At 30.6% G+C, this 16144-nt stretch carries 19 protein-coding genes; all 19 read right to left on the bottom strand.

Going from position 1 to position 16144, the window contains the following annotated elements:
- Positions 1 to 86 precede the first annotated feature (86 nt).
- The gene (locus MPF19_RS01575) at positions 87 to 644 is read right to left on the bottom strand and encodes an RNA polymerase sigma-70 factor (RefSeq protein ID WP_249986490.1); all 558 of its coding nucleotides are present in this window, start codon (positions 642 to 644) and stop codon (positions 87 to 89) included.
- A 179-nt stretch (positions 645 to 823) separates the two neighbouring features.
- Complete coding sequence (locus MPF19_RS01570) at positions 824 to 1564, bottom strand: succinate dehydrogenase/fumarate reductase iron-sulfur subunit (RefSeq protein WP_203392905.1); 741 nt, start codon at positions 1562 to 1564, stop codon at positions 824 to 826.
- A gap of 22 nt (positions 1565 to 1586) precedes the next feature.
- Positions 1587 to 3599, bottom strand: coding sequence for a fumarate reductase/succinate dehydrogenase flavoprotein subunit (locus tag MPF19_RS01565; RefSeq protein WP_203392825.1), 2013 nt, complete (start codon positions 3597 to 3599; stop codon positions 1587 to 1589).
- A gap of 10 nt (positions 3600 to 3609) precedes the next feature.
- Positions 3610 to 4275, bottom strand: a complete 666-nt coding sequence (locus tag MPF19_RS01560; protein ID WP_249986488.1) for a succinate dehydrogenase cytochrome b subunit — start codon at positions 4273 to 4275, stop codon at positions 3610 to 3612.
- Between the two features lie 164 nt (positions 4276 to 4439).
- Positions 4440 to 6056 carry an aspartate:alanine exchanger family transporter gene (locus tag MPF19_RS01555; RefSeq protein ID WP_203392827.1) on the bottom strand — a complete coding sequence of 539 codons (1617 nt, stop codon included), beginning with the start codon at positions 6054 to 6056 and terminating at the stop codon, positions 4440 to 4442.
- Between the two features lie 207 nt (positions 6057 to 6263).
- Positions 6264 to 6881, bottom strand: a complete 618-nt coding sequence (locus MPF19_RS01550) for a DUF6973 domain-containing protein (protein ID WP_203392828.1) — start codon at positions 6879 to 6881, stop codon at positions 6264 to 6266.
- Between the two features lie 149 nt (positions 6882 to 7030).
- Complete coding sequence (locus MPF19_RS01545; RefSeq protein WP_203392829.1) at positions 7031 to 7489, bottom strand: 3-oxoacyl-ACP synthase; 459 nt, start codon at positions 7487 to 7489, stop codon at positions 7031 to 7033.
- Positions 7470 to 7685 (bottom strand): hypothetical protein, encoded by a 216-nt coding sequence (locus tag MPF19_RS01540; protein WP_215602587.1) that lies wholly within the window; start codon positions 7683 to 7685, stop codon positions 7470 to 7472. Before MPF19_RS01540 ends, MPF19_RS01545 begins: the two co-directional genes overlap by 20 nt.
- Positions 7686 to 7898: 213 nt before the next feature.
- Positions 7899 to 8459: a 4'-phosphopantetheinyl transferase family protein gene (locus MPF19_RS01535; RefSeq protein WP_249986487.1), complete on the bottom strand. Its 561-nt coding sequence runs from the start codon at positions 8457 to 8459 to the stop codon at positions 7899 to 7901.
- A complete protein-coding gene (locus tag MPF19_RS01530) occupies positions 8452 to 8703 on the bottom strand; it encodes an acyl carrier protein (RefSeq protein WP_249986486.1) in 252 nt (83 codons plus the stop codon). Before MPF19_RS01530 ends, MPF19_RS01535 begins: the two co-directional genes overlap by 8 nt.
- Positions 8704 to 8765: 62 nt before the next feature.
- A complete protein-coding gene (locus MPF19_RS01525) occupies positions 8766 to 10037 on the bottom strand; it encodes a beta-ketoacyl-[acyl-carrier-protein] synthase family protein (protein WP_203392832.1) in 1272 nt (423 codons plus the stop codon).
- 53 nt (positions 10038 to 10090) lie between these two features.
- On the bottom strand, positions 10091 to 10531 hold the full coding sequence (locus MPF19_RS01520) for a 3-hydroxyacyl-ACP dehydratase FabZ family protein (RefSeq protein WP_249986485.1): 441 nt from the start codon (positions 10529 to 10531) through the stop codon (positions 10091 to 10093).
- 53 nt (positions 10532 to 10584) lie between these two features.
- Positions 10585 to 11145, bottom strand: coding sequence for a transposase (locus MPF19_RS01515; protein ID WP_249986482.1), 561 nt, complete (start codon positions 11143 to 11145; stop codon positions 10585 to 10587).
- A 74-nt stretch (positions 11146 to 11219) separates the two neighbouring features.
- Positions 11220 to 12272: a type III polyketide synthase gene (locus tag MPF19_RS01510; RefSeq protein ID WP_249986481.1), complete on the bottom strand. Its 1053-nt coding sequence runs from the start codon at positions 12270 to 12272 to the stop codon at positions 11220 to 11222.
- 118 nt (positions 12273 to 12390) lie between these two features.
- Entirely contained in the window at positions 12391 to 13101 is a 711-nt protein-coding gene (locus MPF19_RS01505) for a methyltransferase domain-containing protein (protein WP_249986480.1), read from the bottom strand.
- A complete protein-coding gene (locus tag MPF19_RS01500; protein WP_249986479.1) occupies positions 13101 to 14264 on the bottom strand; it encodes an NAD(P)/FAD-dependent oxidoreductase in 1164 nt (387 codons plus the stop codon). The genes MPF19_RS01505 and MPF19_RS01500 overlap by 1 nt, the downstream gene beginning before the upstream one ends.
- Positions 14265 to 14280: 16 nt before the next feature.
- On the bottom strand, positions 14281 to 14583 hold the full coding sequence (locus MPF19_RS01495; protein WP_502924829.1) for a GNAT family N-acetyltransferase: 303 nt from the start codon (positions 14581 to 14583) through the stop codon (positions 14281 to 14283).
- Positions 14584 to 14622: 39 nt separating this feature from the next.
- Positions 14623 to 14748 carry a hypothetical protein gene (locus tag MPF19_RS19450; protein WP_502924828.1) on the bottom strand — a complete coding sequence of 42 codons (126 nt, stop codon included), beginning with the start codon at positions 14746 to 14748 and terminating at the stop codon, positions 14623 to 14625.
- Between the two features lie 81 nt (positions 14749 to 14829).
- Complete coding sequence (gene dinB, locus MPF19_RS01490; RefSeq protein ID WP_203392838.1) at positions 14830 to 15912, bottom strand: DNA polymerase IV; 1083 nt, start codon at positions 15910 to 15912, stop codon at positions 14830 to 14832.
- Positions 15913 to 16144: the final 232 nt, after the last annotated feature.

Here is a 16144-nt window from a genome sequence, read left to right as displayed (position 1 = left end):
AACGAGTAAGTTATAGAAGTGGGTGAAGAAATATTAACTTTTTTTTAATATATCCATAATATTAGATATCTAAAAATGTTATTTACTTAATTATTTAGTAATAAAATAGCTATAATCTCAATATATGGAGTCTTTAGAATGCTACGCAATTTTTGGTAGGCTATTTTTTTTTGTGTTTTTACAGTATTGATAGAGATCCCTAGTTCTTCGGATATTTGATTGTTTTTATAGCCGTTGATACTTAAATCTACTATTTCTCTACATTTTGGAGGCAACATTTTAAGCCCCTTTTCTATGGCTACGGAAACTTCTTCAAAAAAAAACTCTTTGTCGAAATACAATTCAGATTCTAACTGCACAAAATCAAAAGAAGCTACTCTTTCTGTGAGTTTATACTCATTACTTTTAAGATAATCTAAACTCTTATTTTTAACGCATACGTATAAATAAGATTTAACAGCTACCTCATTTTCAAATGTTATGGTAGTGTTCCAAAATTTAATAAAAACATCTTGTACAATGTCCTTAGATTTTTCGAGGTCATCAATATATTTATTAGAAAATAAACACAAAGAAGTATATAATGAATTATACAATTCATTATATTTTTTTAATCGTTTTGTCTTTTCGGTTTTAAGATTCAAACTTCATATTTACAAACTAGGTGCCTTTATTCATTATAATTATGAACCTCCGAATTTAACTAATTAAATAACTAAAACAAAAAAAAGGATTAAAAACTTAAACACTGTTATTCACAGTTTATAAAAACAAAAAAAACCTGCAATAATGCAGGTTTTTCTAATAAAATATGATTTTTGTATTAAAGATTCGCTTTCATCAGCTCTCTATTCATACGTGCAATGTTTTCTAAAGAAATTCCTTTTGGGCATTCTATTTCACAAGCTCCTGTATTTGTACAGTTACCAAAACCTTCTAAATCCATTTGCGCTACCATGTTTTTAACACGATCTGCAGCTTCTACTTGTCCTTGTGGTAACAAAGCAAATTGAGAAACTTTTGCAGCAACAAATAACATAGCAGAAGAGTTTTTACAAGTTGCTACACAAGCACCACAACCAATACAAGCTGCTGCATCCATAGCTTCATCTGCTGCATGTTTAGAAATAGGAATGTTATTTGCATCTTGCGTATTACCAGAAGTGTTTACAGAAATGTAACCACCTGCTTGTTGAATACGCTCAAAAGACATTCTATCTACAATTAAATCTTTTATTACAGGGAATGCTGCTGCTCTAAATGGCTCTATTGTAATAGTATCTCCATCATTAAACATACGCATGTGTAACTGACACGTAGTAATACCTCTATCAGGACCATGAGCTTCCCCATTAATATACATAGAACACATACCACAAATACCTTCTCTACAATCATGATCGAAAGCAATTGGTTCATCACCAGAATTAACTAATTGTTCGTTTAAAACATCTAGCATTTCTAAAAAAGACATATGTTCTGAAATATCAGTGACTTTATAATCCACCATCTGACCCTTTGAGTCAGCGTCTTTTTGTTTCCAAATTTTTAACGTTAAATTCATTCCTTTACCTGACATATCTTTCTTATTTATATGAACGTTGTTTCAATTCAATATCGTTAAACTCTAATTCTTCTTTGTGTAAAACTGCATCTGCAGGTTCTCCTTTAAACTCCCAAGCAGATACAAAAGCGAAATCTTTATCATTACGTTTTGCTTCTCCTTTTTGAGGTCCATCTAACTCCGCAGATTCTTCTCTAAAGTGTCCTCCACAAGATTCTACTCTTACTAAAGCATCTTTAGCGAATAATTCTCCTAATTCTAAGAAATCAGCTACTCTTCCAGCTTTTTCTAATTCAGTATTCATTTCTGCTGCAGTTCCAGGAACCATTACATCTTTCCAGAATTCTTCACGAATTGCTTTAATTTCTGCCATAGCTTCTTTTAAATGCTTTTCGTTTCTAGACATTCCTACTTTATCCCACATTACTTTACCTAAACGTTTGTGGAAATAATCTACAGTTTTTGTTCCTTTATTGTTGATAAAGAAATCAATTCTATCTTTTACTTCTTTTTCTACTTCATCAAACTCTTTAGTATCGGTAGCAATTTTACCTGTTCTAATATCATCAGATAAATAATCACCAATTGTATATGGTAACACAAAATAACCATCAGCTAAACCTTGTAATAAGGCAGAAGCACCAAGTCTGTTTGCACCATGATCAGAGAAATTAGCTTCACCAATACAATATAAACCTTCTACAGTAGTCATTAAGTTATAATCAACCCAAACACCACCCATTGTATAGTGAGTTGCAGGATAAATCATCATTGGAGTTTCATATGGGTTTTCAGCGATGATTTTTTCATACATCTGAAATAAATTTCCGTATTTCTCTTCAATAATTGCTTGACCTAATTTTTTAATTTCTTCTTTAGAAGCGTTTTTAATACCATGAATTTTCGCTTGCTCTGTACCATAACGTACAAAAGCAGTTGCAAAATCTAAATACACAGCTTCACCTGTTGCATTTACACCATAACCAGCATCACAACGTTCTTTTGCTGCTCTAGATGCAACATCACGAGGTACTAAGTTACCAAATGCAGGATATCTTCTTTCTAAATAATAATCTCTATTTTCTTCAGCAATTTCAGTAGGTTTTAATTTACCCTGCTGAATTAATTTTGCATCTTCAATTCTTGCAGGAACCCAAATTCTACCATCGTTACGCAATGATTCTGACATTAACGTTAACTTAGATTGATAATCACCAGAACGTGGAATACACGTTGGATGAATTTGAGTATAACAAGGATTTGCAAAATAGGCTCCTTTTTTATGGATTTTCCAGGCTGCAGTAGCATTAGATCCCATTGCATTGGTAGATAAATAATAAACATTACCATAACCACCTGTTGCAATAACAACAGCATGTGCAGAATGACGTTCTAATTCTCCTGTAATTAAATTACGAGCAATAATACCTCTTGCTTTACCATCTACTTTTACAACATCTAACATTTCGTGACGATTGAACATTTCAATCTTTCCACGAGCAATTTGACGGTTCATTGCAGAATAACAACCTAATAATAATTGTTGCCCTGTTTGTCCTTTTGCATAGAATGTTCTAGAAACTAAAACTCCACCAAAAGAACGGTTATCTAAAAGACCACCATAATCACGTGCAAAAGGAACTCCTTGTGCCACACATTGATCTATAATATTAGAAGAAACCTCCGCTAAACGATAAACGTTTGCTTCACGAGAACGATAATCTCCTCCTTTTACGGTATCGTAAAAAAGACGATAATCTGAATCTCCATCTCCTTGGTAATTTTTTGATGCATTAATTCCTCCTTGCGCTGCAATTGAATGCGCTCTTCTTGGAGAATCTTGATAAGCAAATGCTTTTACATTATAGCCTAATTCTGCTAATGTAGCCGCTGCAGAACCACCTGCTAATCCAGTACCAACAACTATAATATCTATATTACGTTTATTTGCTGGGTTTACAAGGTTAATTTGGTCTTTATAAGTTGTCCATTTGTCTTTAATTGCACCTTGAGGTACTTTTGAATCTAAAGCCATATTTTTAAGATTAATGGTTATAATTAAAATGATGAAACAATGCAATAATTATAAATCCTAATGGAATAACTATTGAGAATACTTTACCAAAAGTTTGTAATGCTTTTTTTCTTCCCGCTGTAACTCCCATAGATTGAAAAGCAGAAGTAAAACCGTGTGCTAAATGCAATCCTAAGAAAACAAATGCTACCACATAAGCTGCAACTCTCCAAATAGGAACAAATTTTTCTTGTAACTCATGGAAGTATCTTGTTGAATCTTCTGGTAAAACAGCAATGTATTTATGGTTTAATTCTGGAATCCAAAAATCAATGAAATGTAGTGCGATAAAAGCTAAAATAGCCAATCCACTATAAATCATGTTTCTACTCATCCATGTAGAATTAGCTGCTCCATTGTTTTTAGCATAGGCAACTCCGTTTGCTTTTTTGTTTTTTAATTCTAACACAAAACCCATCACAAAGTGAAAAACAACTCCAAAAATTAATACAGGCTGCAAAGCAAATTGTATTAAAGGGTTTGTTCCCATAAAATGGGATAATTGATTAAATAGCTCTTCACTAAAAAGCGAAGTAAGGTTTACTGCTATATGTATAATTAAGAAAAACATGAGGAAGAATGCGGAAAGCGCCATGGCTACCTTTCTCCCAACTGAAGATTTGAAAAATCCGCTCATTGTATAAAAGTATGATTAAGTTATAATTGTTGTTTTACAAATGTACCATTTAGATATTCTTTATTGAAATATTAATGGTGGTATTTTGGTTATTTAGAATCGTTTTAATGTGATGATTTTGTTTTGCTTTTACCTTTTAAAATTAGGGGTTATATCGTTGATATTTATAGCATTGCCATAATTTCTGCTACAATAATTATTAGCACCAATGAAAAAGGATACACTGCTGCATAGGCAATTTGTGGTGCATCAGAATCGGTCATAGAATCTGTTGCACTTAACCCAGGCGTAGATGTCATACCTCCTGTTAACGCTCCTAAAATTGATAAAAAGTTAACTTTTAGTAAAAACCGACCTACAAGAACCGTTGTAATCATAGGTATTAAGGTAATAAGCCCACCGTATAAAAACAAAATTAAACCATGTTTTTCAATAGCCGAAATTAAACTTTGTCCTGCTTTTAGTCCTACAGGAGTTAGAAATAATAACAGTCCAAACTGACGTAATATTTGATTTGCAGGGCCCGATAAATTCCAAATTACCCCAGCAAATTTCCCTTTCCAACTTAAAAATATAGAAGCCATTAGTACACCACCAGTAAGTCCTAATTTTAGACTTATACCTCCCAAAGGTATTGCAATAGCACCAACAAGAACACCAATAACAATACCAAATGCAACTGGTAAAAAACTGGTGTGTCCTACTCTTTTTAAACTGTCTCCAAAGAGTTGTGTAACTGCAGAAACATTTCCTTTAGAACAAGAAACTAAAATTTTATCACCATATTTTATTAAAGTTGAAGGGTGAGGAGCTAAATCTATACTTGCTCTTCTAATACGTGTAATGGTAGCTGCATAGTTTTCTAGAAGGTTTAACTCTTGAATTGTTTTGTTTACAACAGTATCATTACTTACTACATACCATTTTACTTCATAAGTTCCACTACGTGGAATTTCTATATCGGTAACTTTACCTAATAAAACTTCTATTCTTTCTAAAGCATTAACCGTACCTACAGCTTTAATAATATCTCCCGTTTCTAAAATTGTATCTTTAGTTGGAGAAAATGGTAGTTGATTAGGTTTCATAACTCTAGAAATATTAGCCTTTGTCATAAAACGTATTCTTAACTGATTAATCGTCTTTCCGTTTATGTTTTCATTAGAGATAATTAAGTTTTTATTAATCACCTTTGGTGTGTTAGACATCGATTTCTCTGCGAAGTCTTTTTCTTCTTTTTTAACATCTACCCTAAATAATGCTGGGCCTAATTTTACAAATAAGATAACACCTAAAACTCCAAACGGATATGCAATACCATAACCTATAGAAGCTAATGAAGAATGAGAAGCCTCAATAGAAGCGGCCAAACCTGGAGTAGATGTTAATGCTCCTGTTAATAAACCACTCATCATATTCATATCTACATCATACAAATAAGAAATAGATATTGCAGTAATACCACCTGTTAAAACGGTTATTCCTGCCAAAATTATTAAATTCTTTCCTTGTTCTTTAAAAGAACTAAAAAAGGAAGGACCTGCTTGCATTCCTATCGTATAAATAAATAATACCAACCCTACACTTTGTATAACTGGTGGAATATTAAAAGTAATACCATTTAAATTATATAAATACCCGAAAAAAATTGCAACAAAAATAACAGCCGAAGTGTCAAAATTGATACCTTTTACCTTAATATTTCCAAGTGCTATTCCTAAACCAATAACAAGAAATAACACAAAGTAATCTTTAGAGAGTAATTCTGAAAAAAATTCCATAAATTTTAATATTTATTTTAATGTAATTTTATAAAAAACTGAATTTCATTTAAGTAGGCAAAAGTAGAGTTTTACTTCAGTAAATTTTTATGATATTTATCAATAGAAACCTTACCGTAGTTGCTTTTTTTAAGAGATACCCCCTATAAGCACCATGTCTATTGAACGAATACGTTGTAGTACTTTTTATAAATAAAAAATGAGGTTTTATTGTTTGTTAGAAGCTATTAAACACTTATTATTTTTCCATTTACCTTTAAGCTCCTCTCTCTTAATAACTTCACCCTTACAAGTTAAAAAATTCCCTTTTTTATCTTTTTTAATGATTTTCATTTTTCCTTTGTTAATCGCATTTATAATTCTATAAATTAATCCTTTTTTAGAAACAAGACTTCCTTTTGTAATTAACTTTAACCCCTCTTCATTATTATGTAAATCCATTTCAGATGAAATTTCATCTGGTACAACACCATCTTCTAATTTTTGTTTTTTGTAAGTTAAATAGTTTTCTTTTTCATGTGCCTCACCTAAAGAACGCGCAGAATTTTCACCCATTTCTTGTGACAATCTTGCCATCCAAAAAGCATGTCTAAAAGCATCTACTTGCCCACCTGCACCATCTTTATCTAATACATCTGTTTTGGCTATAGAATCTGACACTCTGTTTGTCTCTTTAGAAATTTTTAAAGACCTTGTTGCTTTAAAAGGATGAAAAAACACCCATTTTTTAATAGGTGGAGAAAGTTTAAAAAAACTTTTAAAATTAGATTGCCCAAATGTTTGTATCGTAAAAAGTATGATTAAAATAAATAGTGACTTTTTCATTTTAGAAAAATAATGGTTTATAATAAAAAGTAAAAATAATCCTTTTAATTGTAAAGTATTTCTAACAATTCTACAGAAAAGATAGATAGGTTCAGAAACTAACTTTAATGACGTAATTTTCGTTATAAAAACGTTTAATATACAGACTATTACCTTATCCTTTTAATACTGGAAGTATTACCGTTAAAAATAATTTTTTCATCTATCTTTTTACCTAATAATATTTTACCGATTGGAGATGAAACAGATACTGCAAAAAACACCTTATTAGCAACTATAAGTTTCCCCGCAGAAATAGACAAAAAATAATTAACCGAATCCGTTTCGATTACAGTACCTAAATGAGCAACTTTAGAAATTTTAGAAACATCAATTTTAGCCAAAATCTCTTTCATTATAGTAATTCCAGCAAGTTGCTGACCCGCTTTTTCCATTTCTAATTGCAACATTGCCCTACCAGTTTCATGTTTATCGCCTGCAGAACTTTTGGTTTCTGATTGCAACGCTTTTTGATTAGATGAAATGATCTCATTTACCGTTTGTAATCGTTTATTTACAAAAGTTTCACACTGCTTAAAAAGTGCCTCTTTAATTTTTAGTTCCGACATAGATTATTTTAATATTTACTTTTTTAGAAAGTACAAAACTGCTTCCTCCAACTACAAAATGTTTTCTATTGATCACAAAATTAGTTAAAAAACGAATACAGGTTTCTGTCTCTGTAATTTCTAAAGGTACTTCTAATATTTTTTGAATTTGTAAAAATTGAATTGACATTAATTTCTGAATTAACGAAACTTTCATTTAAATTATCAATATTAAAACTACTCGTAAAGGTAACATCACTAAAATTATCGTCTAATTAAAACCAAAATTTTTGATTTAAAAAGTAATTGCTATTTCTGTATTATTTTGGACCAACAACAGCATAAAACAAATGAACATACCAAAAACAGATACAAACACAATATAATTCACTCTTTTAAACATGTGTTTTTTTTATTAAGATGTTCTATTTTATAGCGCAAAAACAAATGCACCATAATTTCCATGATGAGAAATTGAGCAAGATTTGGTTAGTAGTTTTTCCTTATGATAAAACAAAGGAGCGCCAACCGTTGTTTTTACTTTTACGATTTCATCGGATAAAACGCCTGTTTCTAGGGCCAATTGTATTTTTAAATCGATATGTGTGTTTTTTAATGAACCTATCTTTGAAAAAATAGCAACTTCATTATTCGTTTCCTTGGCTATTGTATGAATATAAGATGGCTTAAAACTTGTACTTGTACAGTATTTACTATCTTCAAAAAGAACAAATCCTTCTGTTTTGGAAAGTAAACCACATTCAAATTTTTGTGGTGCAAAAAAACGTTTTTCAACCTTTTGAGTATAACATTTATAAGCAGCTTCTTTCATACTCCAAAACAACCAAACTTGTAAAAAAGGATTATCAGAATTTAGAATTTTTTTTTGTTCATATTTTGTAAACTGTTTCTCTAAAAACCCTTTACGTTGCCAATTACTTTGTGTTTTTGCTAACTGTAAATCTACAATATCATTGCCAATATTATACATTCATTTTTGTTTGAATTATTGCTATAGTTGCTTTTACAGAAAGCATTTTTTCCATAGAATCGTTATCTATTTCTATTTTAAACTCATCTTCTACATCTAAAATAATATCTACTAAATTTGCAGAATTTATTTCTAAATCATTTATAAAATCTGTTTCTTCTGATAAATTTTTAAAACCTTCTTCATTCTGAATATACGGCTTTACAATAACAGTTAATTTCGATATAATTTCTTCTTTTGTCATATTCTATTCTGAAAATTTTCAGACCACACAGGTTTTTAAAACCTGTGTGGTCTTTTAAAATATTAATTATATTTTTTAAAGATAACACAAGCATTTACATCACCAAAACCAAAACTTGCTTTTGCTAAAATAGTAATGTTTTTCTCAATCATTTTTGTAGGAATTTTATCCGAAGAAATTAATGCTGTAATTTCTGGATGCACATCTTTACAATTAATATTAGGAAACACAAATTGTTCTTTAATTTGCAAAACGGAAGCTACAGATTCAATAGCACCAGAAGCGGCCAAACAATGGCCAACCATAGATTTTAAAGAGTTAATAGTTGGAAAATCAGTTCCTTTTCTTTGCAATGCTTTGGTCCAATTTTCTATTTCTAAACTGTCTTTTGAGGTGGCTGTTAAATGTCCGTTTATTACATCAATTTCTTCCGCAGAAATATTAGCATCTAAAATTGCTTCTGTAATACATTTCTGAACTGCTTCTGCATTTGGCGCTGTTAACGTTCCTCCATTTCTTTGTCCCCCAGAATTTATATTACCACCTAAAACCTCTGCATAAATTGTTGCTTTTCTTTCTAAAGCGCTTTCTAACGATTCTAAAACTAAGGCACCTGCTCCACTTCCAGGAACAAACCCAGATGCAGTTTCACTCATAGGTCTCGATCCTTTTTCTGGCGTTTCATTGTGCTTATAAGTCATCACTCTCATTGCATCAAATCCACCCCAAGTATACAAACTACTGTCGCTCGAACTCCCAACCAACATTCTTTTTACTTTTCCGTTTTTAATACGTTCAAAACCCAATAACAGTGCTTCTGTACCTGTTGTACAAGCAGATGAATTTGTGGTTACTTGGTTTCCTAAACCTAAAATTCCGCCTAAATAAGCAGAAATTCCGCTTGCCATTGTTTGCACCACAGAAGTACTTCCTAAACGTCTTACATTTTGATCATCAATTTTATAAATTGCTTCTCTAAATTTCTCAATTCCCGAGGTTCCTGTTCCAAAAATTAAACCAGAATCATAGTCTAAATTAGAGTTTTCATCCACAGAAAAACCAGCGTCTTTCCAAGCGTCAATTCCTGCCATACAACCGTATAAAATTGAGGTACTATTAAAGCCTCGTAATTGTAAAGGTGTTAAATACGCTGCTTTTTTTTCTTCAGATACATCAGGGATTCCACCAATACAACAAGAAAACCCTTTATCTTTTAAATTTTGATGAAAGGTAATTCCTGAAATCCCAGATTTTATTGCATTTGTAAACGCTGGTATACCAACGCCATTCGGCGACACCACTCCTAAACCCGTAATTACGACTCTATTTTTCATTTGTTTATAGATTTTAGACCTCACAGGTTTTAAAAAACTGTGAGGTCTGCTTACTAAATTAATATCATTCCAGAAATAGTTCCTCTGCAAACCAATTCATTTTTCTCATTCATCATTTTTACTTTGCACTTCAATTTATTGAATCTAAAATATTCTTTTTCTGAAATTACCGTTACTTTTTCATTTGGTAAAACAGGTAAATAAAAATCAACCTGATTAGAGGTTAACGCAATTTGTGGTTTTTTTTCTTCGGAAGAAATTTCGTCTTTTAATAAATAAATACCCAAACAAACAACACCAATTTGTGCCATTGTTTCTGTTAAAATAACACCTGGCGTAATCGGATTTCCTTTAAAATGACCTTCATAAAAAAAAGCATTTTCTTTGAATGTGTAATTTCCAGTAACTCCGTTTTCTGAAATTTCTGTGATTTCATCAACAAACAAAAATGGATTTGTATAAGGAAGATTTTTTATAATTTCTATTGAGTTCATTTATTCGGTTTAACAGACCTCACTGGTTTTTAAAACCTGTGAGGTCTTCTTTATTACTCTAAAGTTAAGGATTCTAAAATAGTTACTTCCTTAATTTTATGAGCGTCGATAAAATTTTGTTTGTCTTCAAAAATATTAATAACAGAGTCTCTTAATAAACTTGTTATTTTATCTGATAAAATAGAATTGTAGGAAGAATGTTTATAGGTTCTAAAATCATCTACAAATTGATGATGTATTGGGTTTAAATGAATATATAAAATTAATTTTTTAAGATATTCCTCACTATCTAATTTTATTCTTGAAAACCGGTCTTTAAATAAGCTTCCACTTCTTCCATATTTTTTATTTATACTTTTTGAATACGCATTAAATAAGTTTGAAAATGATTGAGATATTTCTTTTGATGTTCTATTTTCTTTCGTTTTAATTAAAAAATGAAAATGATTTTTCAATAAACAATATACTAAAATATCAGAGGTTTTAGAAAGGTGCTTTTTTGCTAATTGTAAGAAATAAACATAGTTCTGTTCTTCAATAAAAATATTTTCTTTATTGTTTCCACAATTATAAATGTGATAAAAAGAATCTTCTATTAAAACTTCATATTTCATACTATTTTTTCTTTTAACAGACCTCACAGGTTTTAAAAACCTGTGAGGTCTTGTCATTACTTATCATCATTCAATTACCACTCCAACAAAATTCGTTGTGCCGAAAATCCAGGACCAAAACTCAACATTAAACCCCTTTCTCCTTTTGCCGGATTCCGATCCATAAATCGTTCTAAAACATACAAAACAGTTGCGCTGGACATATTACCGTACAAACGTAAAACTTCTTTTGTATCGTCTATATTTTTGCCTAAAACACCGAATAAATCTTCTACCGTTTGTACAATTTTCTTTCCTCCAGGATGAAAAATTAAGTGGTCTACATCATCAATCGTTAAATTATTTCGTTCTAAAAAAGGATGTACAATTGCCGGAAAATGGTCTGATATTTTCTGAGGAACTTCCTTGTCCAATATCATTTGTAAACCTGTATTTACCAATTTAAAACCCATCATAGCAGTGGCATCATAAAAATGATACATCGCTTCATCAATAATTGCTGGCCCTTTATCGTCATCATAAGAAGATAAAATAACTGCAGAAGCTCCATCACCAAAAATAGCAGCACTTACAATATTTGTCATCGAATAATCTTCTAACTGAAACGTTGCTGTTGGTGCTTCTACTGCAATTACGACTGCTCTTTTATTGGGATTTGCCTTTAAAAAATTCTTAGCATAAATAATTCCAGAAACTCCTGCTGCACAACCCATTTCTGTAACAGGTAAACGTACAATATCTTGTTTCATTTGCAGGGAATTAATCAAATATGCATCCATAGACGGAATCATAATTCCGGTACAACTTACTGTAATTATATAATCGATATCCGTAGGTTTTAAACTCGCTTTTTCTAATGATTTCTTTAATGATTGTTCTGCTAATTTTACGACTTCTCTTGCATAAATATCATTTTTTTCTTCGAAAGAAGTTGCCACAAAAACTGCTGATGGATCCATTATAGAATAACGTTTGTCTACGCCTGCTCCTTCAAAAAGTTTGATCACTTTTCTTTGAAAACGACTATCTTGATCTTGCATCCATAATTTTACAAACGGAATAATATCTTTTGTTTCTCTGTAATATTTTGGAAGTTGTTTTGCAACCGATGTTATTTTTACTTTCATATTAATTTATTACACAGAGATTCACAGAGCTTTTTCGCAGAGATTCTCGGAATTATTTATATATTTTTTCTCAGATTTAACTGATTGTTATTATTCAAATTTAAGAACTTTCAACTTTTTAACATTTCAGTATCCATTGAAAACGGAACGCCCATTTCCAAGAAATTTGTGATTTTACATTTAATTTTTGAGAGATTCTTTCTAAATCTTTTCTTTTAAACCCTCTTAAAACGGACGTTAATCCGTCTTCAATAATCATTTTATTTTTAATAAAAAGTGACAACAACATAAATAAATAATACGCCAATTTATGTCGATGTAAATCGTTTACAACAATTCCTATTTTAGTCTGTTTTAAAGTGTCTCCTAAAAAAGAAACCAATTGTTCTTCTTTAAAATGATGCAAGAATAATGTTGCTAATACCACATCAAATTGTCTGTTTTTAAAGGTATCAGAAAAAATATCTTCCGTTTTAAAACTGAGTTCTGGGAATTCTGTTGATAATTCATTTGCGTATGCTATTGCTGTTGGGTTTGCATCAATACCTAACAACGTCATTTTATAGCCTTTCTTTCTTGCAAATTTTGCTACATCTCTTAAAATATCTCCATGACCACAACCAATATCGACAATAGTTAACTCTTTTTCTTTTGGGTGATTTTTTAATACTTTTTTCAGGGAATTTAAAGTTACTAAATTTCCACCTAAATACCGATTTATATTTTCTAACTTATCTAAAGTATCTCGCAGCAAATCTCCACCAATAGAAAAATCGTCCATTAATTCTTCTTTGTCTGTTCTATTTTTTGTGCTGATAAAAAAATCCATTAAATTTTCATTGGTTTACCATGTGTTTGCTTAATTATAATTGGTAATAAAAAAGGTAGTTTCTTTAAAATTTGCAACAAAATAGCTGCAATTCTATCTTTTCGAAACAACATTGCAATAAAATGACCTGCTTTTAAACGCAAACTAAATTTTTTATTCCACTGTCTAATATATTGCTTTTCGAGCTCGTTTCTTGACTCAATTTCACCTTTCAAGTAATTTAAAATCAATTTAGAGGCAATTTGTGCAGACTGAATTGCCATACTCATTCCGTTTCCGCAAAGCGGATGAATCATTCCTGCAGAATCTCCGCACATTAAAATATGGTTTTCTACTGGTTTTTTGGTTTCAAAAGAAATCTGACTAATGGTTAATGGCTTCTCAAAAATAGCTTGAGAATTATTAAAAATTTCTTTTAAAAATTGATTTTTAAAAACGACTTGTTCCTGAAAATCATCAATATTTTTATACTTTTTAAAGGATGCGTAATTGGTGATGTAACACAAATTAATTGCATCATTTTCAACTTTAGAAACACCACAATAACCACCTTTAAAGTTATGAAGCGCCACTAAATCTTCTTTAAAACTCCCTTTTACATGAATTTTCACCCCTAAATAAGGTGATTTTTTTTTGATAAACTCACGTTCCATTTTTACATCTAACAAAGAACGTTTGCCAAAAGCCCCAATTGTAATTTTTGAAGTGAAGGTATTATTTTCTTTGGTTTCAACCGAAAAGATATCATTTTTAAAATCAACATTTATTACAGAATCTTTTAAAATTGTAACTCCGTTTTTTATCGCTTTTTCTGATAAAATAAGATCTAATTGATACCGTGAAATTCCGAATCCTCCCAAAGGTAATTTTGCCGAAATAAGATTATTCTTTGTAGTTGATAATTGAAAGTTTTCAATTTTAACAGCTCCAAAATCAAACGGATTAATCTCTAAAAAATCTAAATAAGGTAACACTTCATTCGAAATATATTCACCGCAAACCTTGTGTTTAGGGTATTCATTTTTCTCAATTAACAAAACCTTTTTATTAAATTTTGATAAATGAATTGCGTTGCATAAACCCGCTAAACCGCCACCAATAATAATTACATCTGCAACTAAATTGCTTTTATTATAGCTATCTGCTTTTATAGGTTTTTTCATTTTAATCTATTGACTTTTACAATGCTTTTTCTAAACAAATACTATTTTCTATATCTTTATATTGTCCGTAATTTGGAATCTTTTTATAATTACATTTGGTATAAAACCTAACGGCTTCAACTTGTCTTTTACCAGTTTCTAGCACACATTTTTCATATTCTAATTCTTTAGCCCATATTTCTAATTCTAGTAATACTTTTTGAGCAATTCCTTTTCCTCTTTCATCCTGGGAAACAAACATTCTTTTTACCTCAACAGAAGTAGCATTAAACCTTTTTATTGCTCCGCAGCCAACTGCTTTTTTATCAACATAAACCACCACCACATTCTTTAAAACATCAATATTATTAAACTGATTCTAAAAAGCATGCTCTGCTCCATCCATCATTTTTAAATAAGCATCTAATTTCATTACCAAATTGATGAAATCTGGATTTTCAGAATCTGTTCTGATATTTTCATTTTTAGGTGTTCTAGACCTCACAGGTTTTTAAAACCTGTGAGGTCTATTTTTAGTATTCATATAAATGTTGATACAAGTTAAAAATTCCAAAACTTTATTTTGTCAAAATTCAAACTTTAATTGCACCCAAACTGGTTCTTTATTCTCAGTGTTTAAATTACCAAAAGACAAGCCCAATAAACGTACTGAATTGGTAATTTTATCTTGAAATAACAATTCTTTTACTACAGGAAAAAAATCCTTCTTTGTCTGCATAAAATAATCTTTTGTCTTACTTCTTGTCTGTTGTGTAAAATCTGAATACTTAATTTTTAAAGTTATTGTTTTCCCTTTAGTATCAGATTTTAGCATCCGTCTTTCTAACTCTTCAGCAATTTTCTCTAACTTTTCTATCATAAAAATTTCAGAAGAAATGTTTTCGCTAAAAGTCCTTTCTGCAGCAACAGACTTTCTAATTCTGTTTGGTTTTACAGCACTATTATGGATTCCACGGACGATATTATAATAATGAGCACCAGATTTTCCGAAGGATTTAACCAATTCTTCTAACGTTTTTTTCTTTAAATCATTCCCAACAAAAATACCCAAATTATACATTTTTGCTGCGGTCACTTTACCCACTCCATAAAACTTATTAACTGGTAACTCTTCTAAAAACTGAATTACCTCATCTGGATGGACTGTTTTTTGTCCGTTTGGTTTGTTAATATCCGAAGCAACTTTTGCTATAAACTTGTTTATAGAAATGCCTGCGGAGGCTCTTAATCCAGTTTTTTCAAAAATTCGATCTCTAATTTCTCTCGCAATGGCATTTGCAGACGGATTTCCTTTTTTATTTTCTGTAACATCCAAATAAGCTTCATCTAAAGAAAGCGGCTCTACCAAATCTGTATATTCATAGAAAATTTCTCTAACCTGTTGTGATATTTCTTTGTAACGAGCAAAATCACTATCCACAAAAATTAAATGCGGACATTTTTGTTTAGCTAACATACCGCTCATTGCAGATTTTACACCAAATTTACGAGCCTCGTAACTTGCTGCAGAAATAACACCTCTTCTACCTTCACCACCAACTGCAATTGCTTTCCCCCTTAATTCTGGATTATCTAATTCTGCTACAGATGCATAAAAAGCATCCATATCAACATGAATTATTTTTCTAAAAGGTGGTTGCAATTTCATGATTCGAAAGTACAAAATGAGGCATGATTTTTACTAATTTCTTTAAACTTTATAATTAATGAGGGCTTATATGCAAAGATTAGCGTCTATAATAAAAATGCTTAACCGTTATGTATTAACAACAAAGATGACCAAACCTGCATTATTTAATAAAATCTTACCCTTTAAAATCTTAACTCAAAAGCACCATCAATAAAACCAATTGTTTAATTGGGTTTCATAATGAAAGTTT

Origin of the sequence: Polaribacter sp. Z014 (genome assembly GCF_023555435.1) — a bacterium.
Classification (GTDB): Bacteria; Bacteroidota; Bacteroidia; order Flavobacteriales; family Flavobacteriaceae; genus Polaribacter.
The sequence above is the reverse complement of the archived record's forward strand: the minus strand, read 5'-3'. Positions and strand labels throughout refer to the sequence as shown.

Excerpts from the sequence above, each read along its gene's own strand:
- MPF19_RS01570 (WP_203392905.1), bottom strand. The coding sequence starts at position 1,564 with ATGAATTTAACGTTAAAAATTTGGAAACAAAAAGACGCTGACTCAAAG.
- MPF19_RS01565 (WP_203392825.1), bottom strand. The coding sequence starts at position 3,599 with ATGGCTTTAGATTCAAAAGTACCTCAAGGTGCAATTAAAGACAAATGG.
- MPF19_RS01560 (WP_249986488.1), bottom strand. The coding sequence starts at position 4,275 with ATGAGCGGATTTTTCAAATCTTCAGTTGGGAGAAAGGTAGCCATGGCG.
- MPF19_RS01555 (WP_203392827.1), bottom strand. The coding sequence starts at position 6,056 with ATGGAATTTTTTTCAGAATTACTCTCTAAAGATTACTTTGTGTTATTT.
- MPF19_RS01550 (WP_203392828.1), bottom strand. The coding sequence starts at position 6,881 with ATGAAAAAGTCACTATTTATTTTAATCATACTTTTTACGATACAAACA.
- MPF19_RS01545 (WP_203392829.1), bottom strand. The coding sequence starts at position 7,489 with ATGTCGGAACTAAAAATTAAAGAGGCACTTTTTAAGCAGTGTGAAACT.
- MPF19_RS01540 (WP_215602587.1), bottom strand. The coding sequence starts at position 7,685 with ATGAAAGTTTCGTTAATTCAGAAATTAATGTCAATTCAATTTTTACAA.
- MPF19_RS01535 (WP_249986487.1), bottom strand. The coding sequence starts at position 8,459 with ATGTATAATATTGGCAATGATATTGTAGATTTACAGTTAGCAAAAACA.
- MPF19_RS01530 (WP_249986486.1), bottom strand. The coding sequence starts at position 8,703 with ATGACAAAAGAAGAAATTATATCGAAATTAACTGTTATTGTAAAGCCG.
- MPF19_RS01525 (WP_203392832.1), bottom strand. The coding sequence starts at position 10,037 with ATGAAAAATAGAGTCGTAATTACGGGTTTAGGAGTGGTGTCGCCGAAT.
- MPF19_RS01520 (WP_249986485.1), bottom strand. The coding sequence starts at position 10,531 with ATGAACTCAATAGAAATTATAAAAAATCTTCCTTATACAAATCCATTT.
- MPF19_RS01515 (WP_249986482.1), bottom strand. The coding sequence starts at position 11,145 with ATGAAATATGAAGTTTTAATAGAAGATTCTTTTTATCACATTTATAAT.
- MPF19_RS01510 (WP_249986481.1), bottom strand. The coding sequence starts at position 12,272 with ATGAAAGTAAAAATAACATCGGTTGCAAAACAACTTCCAAAATATTAC.
- MPF19_RS01505 (WP_249986480.1), bottom strand. The coding sequence starts at position 13,101 with ATGGATTTTTTTATCAGCACAAAAAATAGAACAGACAAAGAAGAATTA.
- MPF19_RS01500 (WP_249986479.1), bottom strand. The coding sequence starts at position 14,264 with ATGAAAAAACCTATAAAAGCAGATAGCTATAATAAAAGCAATTTAGTT.
- dinB (WP_203392838.1), bottom strand. The coding sequence starts at position 15,912 with ATGAAATTGCAACCACCTTTTAGAAAAATAATTCATGTTGATATGGAT.